At 66.6% G+C, this 8,511-nt stretch carries 10 protein-coding genes; 9 read left to right on the top strand and 1 reads right to left on the bottom strand.

Features of this window, described 5'->3' with window-relative positions:
* The 9 genes from JHD80_RS25930 to JHD80_RS25890 all read left to right on the top strand — a co-directional run.
* Positions 1-763: thiamine pyrophosphate-dependent enzyme (locus tag JHD80_RS25930; RefSeq protein WP_199093295.1), on the top strand; the 763-nt coding region annotated here is incomplete at its 5' end.
* A gap of 59 nt (positions 764-822) precedes the next feature.
* On the top strand, positions 823-2,232 hold the full coding sequence (locus JHD80_RS25925) for a pyruvate dehydrogenase complex E1 component subunit beta (protein WP_199093293.1): 1,410 nt from the start codon (positions 823-825) through the stop codon (positions 2,230-2,232).
* Between the two features lie 13 nt (positions 2,233-2,245).
* Complete coding sequence (locus JHD80_RS25920) at positions 2,246-3,604, top strand: pyruvate dehydrogenase complex dihydrolipoamide acetyltransferase (RefSeq protein ID WP_199093290.1); 1,359 nt, start codon at positions 2,246-2,248, stop codon at positions 3,602-3,604.
* A gap of 17 nt (positions 3,605-3,621) precedes the next feature.
* A complete protein-coding gene (gene lpdA / locus JHD80_RS25915; RefSeq protein ID WP_199093288.1) occupies positions 3,622-5,061 on the top strand; it encodes a dihydrolipoyl dehydrogenase in 1,440 nt (479 codons plus the stop codon).
* 68 nt (positions 5,062-5,129) lie between these two features.
* Positions 5,130-5,903: an alpha/beta hydrolase family protein gene (locus tag JHD80_RS25910; RefSeq protein WP_199093287.1), complete on the top strand. Its 774-nt coding sequence runs from the start codon at positions 5,130-5,132 to the stop codon at positions 5,901-5,903.
* A 62-nt stretch (positions 5,904-5,965) separates the two neighbouring features.
* Positions 5,966-6,304 (top strand): GlsB/YeaQ/YmgE family stress response membrane protein, encoded by a 339-nt coding sequence (locus tag JHD80_RS25905; RefSeq protein ID WP_199093286.1) that lies wholly within the window; start codon positions 5,966-5,968, stop codon positions 6,302-6,304.
* A gap of 81 nt (positions 6,305-6,385) precedes the next feature.
* Positions 6,386-6,664 carry a GlsB/YeaQ/YmgE family stress response membrane protein gene (locus JHD80_RS25900; RefSeq protein ID WP_199093285.1) on the top strand — a complete coding sequence of 93 codons (279 nt, stop codon included), beginning with the start codon at positions 6,386-6,388 and terminating at the stop codon, positions 6,662-6,664.
* Between the two features lie 100 nt (positions 6,665-6,764).
* Positions 6,765-7,778 carry a lipoyl synthase gene (gene lipA, locus JHD80_RS25895; RefSeq protein WP_199093284.1) on the top strand — a complete coding sequence of 338 codons (1,014 nt, stop codon included), beginning with the start codon at positions 6,765-6,767 and terminating at the stop codon, positions 7,776-7,778.
* Between the two features lie 15 nt (positions 7,779-7,793).
* Positions 7,794-8,267, top strand: coding sequence for a type II toxin-antitoxin system RatA family toxin (locus JHD80_RS25890; protein WP_199093283.1), 474 nt, complete (start codon positions 7,794-7,796; stop codon positions 8,265-8,267).
* Here JHD80_RS25890 and JHD80_RS25885 read toward each other — a convergent pair.
* A partial coding sequence (locus JHD80_RS25885; RefSeq protein WP_199093281.1) for a CinA family protein occupies positions 8,268-8,511 on the bottom strand: 244 nt, incomplete at its 5' end.

Genomic DNA, 8,511 nt, shown 5'->3' with positions numbered 1-8,511 from the left:
GGCCTGCGGCATGGAATCGCGCGGCGTGATGGCGGAACTGACCGGCCGGCGCGGCGGCTATTCGCGCGGCAAGGGCGGCTCGATGCACATGTTCAGCCGCGAGAAGAACTTCTACGGCGGCCACGGCATCGTCGGCGGGCAGGTATCGCTCGGCACTGGCCTCGCCTTCGCCGACTGGTACCGCGGCGACAAGACGGTCTCCATGACCTATTTCGGCGACGGCGCGGCCAACCAGGGCCAGGTCTACGAAAGCTTCAACATGGCCGAGCTCTGGAAACTGCCGGTCGTCTACGTCATCGAGAACAACCGCTATGCCATGGGCACCTCGGTCAACCGCGCCTCGGCGCAGACCGATTTCTCCCGCCGCGGCGTCTCCTTCAACATCCCTGGCGAGCAGGTCGACGGCATGGATGTCCGCGCCGTGCGCGAGGCCGCGCTTCGGGCCATCGAGCATGCCCGCTCCGGCAAGGGGCCGTATATCCTGGAGATGCAGACCTATCGCTATCGCGGGCACTCGATGTCCGACCCCGCGAAGTACCGCTCCAAGGACGAAGTCCAGCGCATGCGCGAGGAGCACGACCCGATCGAGCAGGTTCGGGCGCGCCTGATCCGCGACTTCAAGGTCGGCGAAGACGAGCTGAAGGCGATCGACGCCAAGGTGCGCGAGATCGTCAACGATGCCGCCGAGTTCGCGACGCATGATCCCGAGCCGGATCCGTCGGAGCTCTACACCGACATCCTGCTGGAAGCCCCGCAGAGCTGATCGCTCAGCGCCTGCCGGCCTTCATCCTTTTCCCCGCGTCTTAGAATCCGGGTGCGTTCATGCCGATCGACATTCTCATGCCTGCGCTTTCTCCAACCATGGAGGAAGGAAAACTGGCCAAGTGGCTGAAGAAAGAGGGCGATGCGATCAAGTCCGGCGACATCATCGCCGAGATCGAGACCGACAAGGCCACGATGGAGGTCGAGGCGGTCGACGAGGGCGTGCTCGCCAAGATCCTCGTTGCCGACGGCACCGAGAACGTCGCGGTGAACACGCCGATCGGCGTGATCGCGGCCGAGGGCGAGGATGTCTCGGCGGCGGCCAGCGGCGGCGGCAAGGCGGCCGCCCCCGAGAAGCCGGCAGAACCCAAGGCTGAGGAGAAGGCTCCGCCCAAGACCGAGGATGCGCCGGCGGCCAGCAAGCCGGACAGCGTTCCCGCCCAGGCCAAGGCCTACGATTCCTCGTCGGAATTTCCGGCCGGCGCCGAGATCGTCAGCACCACGGTCCGCGAAGCGCTGCGCGACGCCATGGCCGAAGAGATGCGCCGCGACAAGGACGTCTTCGTCATGGGCGAGGAGGTCGCCGAATACCAGGGCGCCTACAAGGTCACGCAGGGCCTGCTGCAGGAATTCGGGGCCAAGCGCGTCATCGACACGCCAATCACCGAGCATGGCTTCGCCGGCATTGGCGTCGGCGCGGCGCTGTCGGGCCTGAAGCCGATCGTCGAATTCATGACCTTCAACTTCGCCATGCAGGCGATCGACCACATCATCAACTCCGCCGCCAAGACGCTCTACATGTCCGGCGGTCAGATGGGCGCACCGATCGTGTTCCGTGGTCCCAACGGCGCGGCCGCCCGCGTCGGCGCCCAGCACAGCCATGACTATGCGGCGTGGTACTCGAACGTGCCTGGCCTCAAGGTCGTGATGCCCTACAGCGCCTCCGACGCGAAGGGCCTGCTGAAGAGCGCGATCCGTGACCCGAACCCGGTGATCTTCCTCGAGAACGAGATCCTTTACGGCAAGTCCTTCGACGTGCCGAAGGGCGATGATTTCCTGATCCCGATCGGCAAGGCGAAGGTGGTGCGTCCCGGCACGGACGTGACGATCGTCTCCTTCGGCATCGGCATGACCTATGCGCTCGGCGCCGCCGAGACGCTGGCCAAGGAGGGCATCGAGGCCGAGGTCATCGACCTCCGGACGATCCGTCCGATGGATATCGAGACCGTCATCGCCTCGGTGCAGAAGACCAACCGCTGCGTCGCGGTCGAGGAGGGCTTCCCGCAATCCGGCGTCACCGCCGAGATCGGCATGAAGATCATGGAGGCGGCCTTCGACTATCTCGACGCCCCCGTCGCCCGCGTCACCGGCAAGGACGTGCCGATGCCCTACGCGGCGAATCTCGAGAAGCTCGCGCTTCCGAATATCGGCGAGGTCGTCGCGGCGGCCAAGGCCGTCTGCTATCGCTGAGAGGGGCTGACCGATGCCGACGAACATCCTGATGCCCGCGCTCTCTCCGACGATGGAGAAGGGCAATCTCGCCAAATGGCTGAAGAAGGAAGGCGACACCATCAAGTCCGGCGACATCATCGCCGAGATCGAGACCGACAAGGCCACGATGGAGGTCGAGGCGGTCGACGAGGGCATCCTCGCCAAGATCGTGGTGCCGGAAGGCACGGCCGATGTCGCCGTCAATGAGATCATCGGCGTGATCGCCGGCGAGGGCGAGGACGCCAAGAGCGTCTCCGCTCCGGCGGCGAGTGCTGCGCCGAAAGCGGAGGCGGCCAAGGCCGAGCCTGCGAAAGCCGAAGCCGCTCCTGTTGCGACCGCGCCAGCCAAAGCGCCTGAAGCGCCGGCCGCCGCGGCGGCAGCTCCGGCGAAGTCCACCGGCGGCCGCGCCTTCGCCTCGCCGCTGGCGCGCCGCCTTGCCAAGGACGCGGGGCTCGACCTCAATGCGATCGCCGGCTCCGGTCCGCATGGCCGCATCGTCGAGAAGGATGTCGAGGCGGCCAAGCAGGGTGGCGGCGCCAAGGCTGCGCCTGCGGCGGCTCCCGCCGCTACGCCCTCCGCGCCCAAGCCCGCTGCCGCCCCCCTCGCGGCCGGGCCCTCCGACGAGGCAGTCAAGAAGCTGTTTGCGCCGGATTCCTATGAGGAAATCCCGCATGACGGTATGCGCAAGACGATCGCGCGCCGCCTGACCGAAGCCAAGCAGACGGTCCCGCATTTCTACGTCACCGTGGATTGCGAGCTCGACGCGCTGCTCAAGCTGCGCGGGGAGCTCAATGCAGCGGCGCCGGAGAAGGACGGCAAGCCGGCCTACAAGCTCTCGGTCAACGACATGGTGATCAAGGCGCTGGCGCTGGCGCTCAAGGCCGTGCCGGACGCGAACGTCTCCTGGACCGAGAACGCCATGCTCAAGCACAAGCATGCCGATGTCGGCGTCGCCGTCTCGATTCCGGGCGGCCTGATCACGCCGATCATCCGCGATGCCTGCCACAAGACGCTGTCGCAGATCTCCAACGAGATGAAGGACATGGCGGCCCGCGCCAAGGCCCGCAAGCTGAAGCCCGAGGAGTATCAGGGCGGCACGACGGCGGTCTCCAATCTCGGCATGTTCGGGGTCAAGGACTTCGCCGCCATCGTCAACCCGCCGCATGCGACAATCCTGGCAGTCGGCGCCGGCGAGCAGCGCGTCATCGTCAAGGGCGGCCAGCCGACCGTCGCGACGGTGATGTCGGTAACGCTCTCGACCGACCATCGTGCCGTCGACGGCGCGCTCGGTGCCGAGCTTCTCGCGGCGTTCAAGGGCTATATCGAAAAGCCCATGGCGATGCTGGTCTGAGCGGCGGGAGAGAGACCATGGCTGACTACGACATCATCGTCATCGGCTCCGGCCCCGGCGGCTATATCGCCGCGATCCGCGCCGCGCAGCTCGGCTTCAGGACCGCGATCGTCGAGCGCGAGCATCTTGCCGGCATCTGCTCCAACTGGGGCTGCATCCCGACCAAGGCGCTGCTGCGCTCGGCCGAGATCCTGCATTACGGCCAGCACGCCAAGGATTACGGCCTTGTGCTGGAAGGCTCGTTCAAGGCCGACCTGGAAGCGATCGTGAAGCGGTCGCGCGGCATCGCCGCGCGGATGAACAACGGCGTCCAGTTCCTGATGAAGAAGAACAAGGTCGATGTGATCTGGGGCGAGGCCAAGCTGACCAAGCCCGGCACGATCGCTGTCGCGCCGACCAAGAAGCCGGCGATGCAGCCGCAGGTGCCGCCGCCCAAGAACGCCAAGGGCGAGGGCACCTATACCGCCGACCATATCATCGTCGCGACCGGCGCCCGGCCGCGCGCGCTGCCCGGCCTCGAGCCGGACGGCAAGCTGATCTGGACCTATTTCGAGTCGATGGTCCCGGCGAAGATGCCGAAATCGCTGCTCGTCATGGGCTCCGGCGCCATCGGCATCGAGTTCGCCTCCTTCTACCGGACGATGGGCGTCGAGGTTACGGTCGTCGAGGTGCTGCCGCAGGTCGTTCCCGTGGAGGATGCCGAGATCGGCGCCTTCGCCCGCAAGGCCTTCGAGAAGCAGGGCATGAAGATCATCACCAGCGCCAAGGTGACCAAGGTCGAAAAGGGCGCGGACTCGGTCACCGCTCATATCGAGGACGAGAAGGGCGGCAAGCAGACAATCACGGCGGACCGCATGATCTCGGCCGTCGGCGTGGTCGGCAATATCGAGAATCTCGGCCTCGAGACGCTCGGCGTGAAGACCGATCGCGGCTGCATCGTCATCGACGATCTCTGCCGGACCAACGTCAAGGGCGTCTATGCGATCGGCGATGTCGCCGGCCCGCCGATGCTGGCGCACAAGGCCGAGCACGAGGCGGTGATCTGCGTCGAGGCGATCAAGGGCCTGCATCCGCACCCGATGGACAAGCTGATGATTCCGGGCTGCACCTATTGCCACCCGCAGATCGCCAGCGTCGGCCTGACCGAGGCGAAGGCTAAGGCCGCCGGCCACGAGATCAAGGTCGGCCGCTTCAACTTCGTCGCCAACGGCAAGGCCGTGGCGCTCGGCGAGGATAGCGGCCTGGCCAAGACGATCTTCGACGCCAAAACGGGCAAGCTTCTCGGCGCCCATCTCGTCGGCCCGGAAGTAACCGAGCTGATCCAGGGCTTCGTCGTCGCCATGAACCTGGAGACGACCGAGGAAGAGCTGATGCACACGATCTTCCCACATCCGACCCTGTCGGAGGTGATGAAGGAAAGCGTGCTCGACGCCTATGGCAAGGTGCTGAACGCCTGAGGCAAACGACGATAACGGAGAGCCTGCGGAGCCGGCTCTCCGCTGGCGATATGGCGGCGGGGGCGGTCATGCAGCGCTTGGGTGTGAGGTTTCTCGCCGTTCTCGCGGCTGCCCTGTTCGGCAGTGCCGGAGCCCTGGCCTGCGAGGGCGACAAATGCGCCAACGGCTTGGCCTATGAGGCTTTCGGCGCAGCGCCAGCTGGCGCGCGCCCCGTGCTCGCCGTCTTCGTCCATGGCGACGTCTCGGCCGGCGGACCGGCCGATTACATGTACGCTTATGCTCGGCAATTCGCCGCCGGGCGCAAAAACGTAGTGGCCGTCGCCCTGCTGCGGCCCGGTTATTACGACCGCACAGGCCATCACAGCGACGGTTCCGACAACGGCCGGCGCGACACGTTCCACTCGGGCAACAACAACGCTGTCGCCGGCGCGATCCGCGAGCTGAGGCAGCGCTACAATGCCCGCAGCGTGGTGGCTCTCGGGCATTCGGGAGGTGCCGGCACGATCGGGGTCGTGGCCGGCAACAATCCCGGCCTGATCAACGGTCTCGTGCTCGCCTCCTGCCCCTGCGACGTGCCCGCCTGGTATGCCAGCCGCGGCCGGCGGCCCGGCTCGGCCCAGTCGCCGGTCGACTATGTGTCCGGCATCCCCGGCGGCACGCCGATCGTCGCCGTCACCGGTCAGGCCGACGACAACACCCGCTCGGAGCTGGCGACGGACTATATTGCGAGGGCGCAGGCCCGCGGCTTGCCGGCGAAGGTGCAGATCGTCGGGGGCGGGCACGGTTTCAGCGGTGCGCTGGCGGCAACCTCCGTTTCCGCGTTGGGTGCGATGGCGCGCTGATTCATAACGATTGGGGGTCGGATCGCCTTGGCGTCCGCCTGATCGCGCTCCATATTGCGCCCATGCCGCCACGCACTCGCAAGTCGTCCAAGCCCGATCGCGTCGTCCGCGACGAGGAAATCGAGATTCTGCCGCCGCGCCGGACGCTGCCGCTCGACTGGAGCGTCATCGTGCCGACGGTCGCCTCGGGAACCGTCATCGGCTTCGCCGCGAGCCTCATCGTGGGAGGCGGCGGGCTGATCCGCCATGCGGTCGTCGGCGTGCTCGGCATGCTGGTCGGGCAGGGCATCGTGCGCCTGACCGGCTGGCGCCTGAACACCGGATACGGCTTCCTCGACGATGCCGGCATGGCGGTCATCGGTGCGATTCTCGTCATCCTGCTGGCGCGCTTCATCGCCTGAGATAACATCGCGGGCGGAACCGGCGACGGCCGGGGCCGTTGACGACGCGCGCATCCGCGCATGGCTAGGGGGATATCCGCGATGGAAAGCTTTGCCGCTACCATGGCCCAGCCGGGCTATGGCTTCTTCATGACGCTGCTGATTGGCCTGCTCGCCGGCTGGATCGCCGAGCGCCTGACCTCGTCCGATCATGGGCTCTTCACCAATATGCTCGTCGGCGTCGCCGGCTCCTTCGTCGGCGCCAAGGTCGCGGAACTTCTGGAGATTCCGGTCTTCGGCTTCTGGCGGACCTTGACCGCGGCGATCGCTGGCGCCGTCATCGTCATCGTGATCTGGAACGCGGCCCGCGGTCGCAGGTGAAGCTCTCTTGCCGGGGCCGGCAGTTGCGGCGGAGCGCTTTGGGGATTAGCTAGAGGGAGCCGGCTTGGCCGGCTCCTGCTGTTGAAGCCCGGACCCTGTTATGGCGCTTGTTCTTGACCTGCTGAACCGCGATCCGCGGCCCAATGCCGGCAATCCGAAGGCGCAAGCCGCGGAAGTCCGTCATCCCGAAAAGCAGAAGCGGCCGGAGAACCCGGTCCTGCGCAAGCCGGACTGGATTCGCGTCAAGGCGCCGGGCTCGCCGAAATGGGCCGAGACCCGGGCCATCGTGAAGGCCGAGAAGCTGGTCACGGTCTGCGAGGAGGCCGGCTGCCCCAATATCGGCGAGTGCTGGGAGAAGAAGCACGCCACCTTCATGATCATGGGCGACACCTGCACGCGGGCCTGCGCCTTCTGCAACGTGAAGACCGGCGTCCCGCAGCCGCTCGACCTCGAAGAGCCACGCAAGGTCGCGGAAGCCGTCGCCAAGCTCGGGCTCGAGCATGTCGTGATCACCTCGGTCGATCGCGATGACCTCAAGGATGGCGGCGCCGAGCATTTTGCCAACGTGATCCGCGCCATCCGCAAGGCTTCGCCCGGCACCACCATCGAAATCCTGACGCCGGACTTCCTGCGCAAGCCGGGCGCGCTCGAAGTGGTCGTGGCGGCCCGCCCCGATGTCTTCAACCACAATCTGGAGACCGTGCCCGGCAAGTATCTCAAGGTGCGCCCCGGCGCGCGCTATTTCCATTCGCTGCGCCTGCTGCAGCAGGTGAAGGAGCTCGACCCGACGATCTTCACCAAGTCCGGCATCATGGTCGGCCTCGGCGAGGAGCGGAACGAGGTGCTCCAGCTCATGGACGACCTGCGCTCGGCCGAGGTCGACTTCATGACGATCGGCCAGTATCTCGCGCCCTCGCGCAAGCACCATGCTGTGATCCGCTTCGTCACGCCCGACGAGTTCAAGAGCTTCGAGACCATCGCCTATGCCAAGGGCTTCCTGATGGTGTCCTCGACGCCGCTGACCCGCTCCTCGCATCACGCCGGCGAGGATTTCGCCCGTTTGCGGGCCGCGCGCGATGCCCAGATCGGTATCGGCCACAACCGCCGCGGCTGAGAAGGCGCATTCTCGATGCCGATGTTCAACAGCACCCGCCGGGTGAGGCACTCGCCCGAGCAGATGTTCGCGCTTGTCGCGGATGTCGAGACATACCCGCAGTTCCTGCCGCTCTGCGAGGGGCTGACGGTACGCCGGCGCACGCCGCGCGAGGGTGGCGGCGAGGTGCTGCTCGCCGATATGAGCGTCGGCTACAAGGCGATCCGCGAGACCTTCACCAGCCGCGTCACGCTCGATCCGGCCAATCTCAAGATCCTCGTCGAATATGTCGACGGGCCGTTCCGCTACCTGGAGAACCGCTGGACCTTCAAGCCGCATGAGATGGGCTGCGAGGTCGGGTTCTTCATCTCCTACGAATTCGCCAGCCGGATGCTCGGCCTGCTGATGGGCGCGATGTTCGACAAGGCCTTCCGCAAATTCGCCGAAGCCTTCGAGAAACGCGCCGAGCTGGTCTATGGCCGCGGCGCGGCGCCGGCGATCGGCGCCTGATTAGGGGCCGGTCAGCACCGTCTCGCGTAGCAGGTCGAGCGCCTCCAGCACGCTAAGCCGGCGGATCTCGTCGCGCGACTGCTCGCCGAAGCGACGCTCGCGATGGCGCGTGCCGGAAGGACCGGCGCAGGCGAAATGAACCAGGCCGACCGGCTTCTCGACGCTGCCGCCGCCGGGGCCAGCGACGCCGGTGATCGAGACCGCGAAAGTGGCATTGAGGCGTTGGCGCCCGCCTTCCGCCATG

It is taken from the genome of Allobosea sp. ASV33, assembly GCF_016428755.1.
Classification (GTDB): Bacteria; Pseudomonadota; Alphaproteobacteria; order Rhizobiales; family Beijerinckiaceae; genus Allobosea.
This window is presented reverse-complemented; position numbering and strand designations above follow the sequence as displayed.

What these genes read in the sequence shown, in the direction of transcription:
- JHD80_RS25925 (WP_199093293.1), top strand. Translation starts at nt 823, where the DNA reads ATGCCGATCGACATTCTCATGCCTGCGCTTTCTCCAACCATGGAGGAA.
- JHD80_RS25920 (WP_199093290.1), top strand. Translation starts at nt 2,246, where the DNA reads ATGCCGACGAACATCCTGATGCCCGCGCTCTCTCCGACGATGGAGAAG.
- lpdA (WP_199093288.1), top strand. Translation starts at nt 3,622, where the DNA reads ATGGCTGACTACGACATCATCGTCATCGGCTCCGGCCCCGGCGGCTAT.
- JHD80_RS25910 (WP_199093287.1), top strand. Translation starts at nt 5,130, where the DNA reads ATGCAGCGCTTGGGTGTGAGGTTTCTCGCCGTTCTCGCGGCTGCCCTG.
- JHD80_RS25905 (WP_199093286.1), top strand. Translation starts at nt 5,966, where the DNA reads ATGCCGCCACGCACTCGCAAGTCGTCCAAGCCCGATCGCGTCGTCCGC.
- JHD80_RS25900 (WP_199093285.1), top strand. Translation starts at nt 6,386, where the DNA reads ATGGAAAGCTTTGCCGCTACCATGGCCCAGCCGGGCTATGGCTTCTTC.
- lipA (WP_199093284.1), top strand. Translation starts at nt 6,765, where the DNA reads ATGGCGCTTGTTCTTGACCTGCTGAACCGCGATCCGCGGCCCAATGCC.
- JHD80_RS25890 (WP_199093283.1), top strand. Translation starts at nt 7,794, where the DNA reads ATGCCGATGTTCAACAGCACCCGCCGGGTGAGGCACTCGCCCGAGCAG.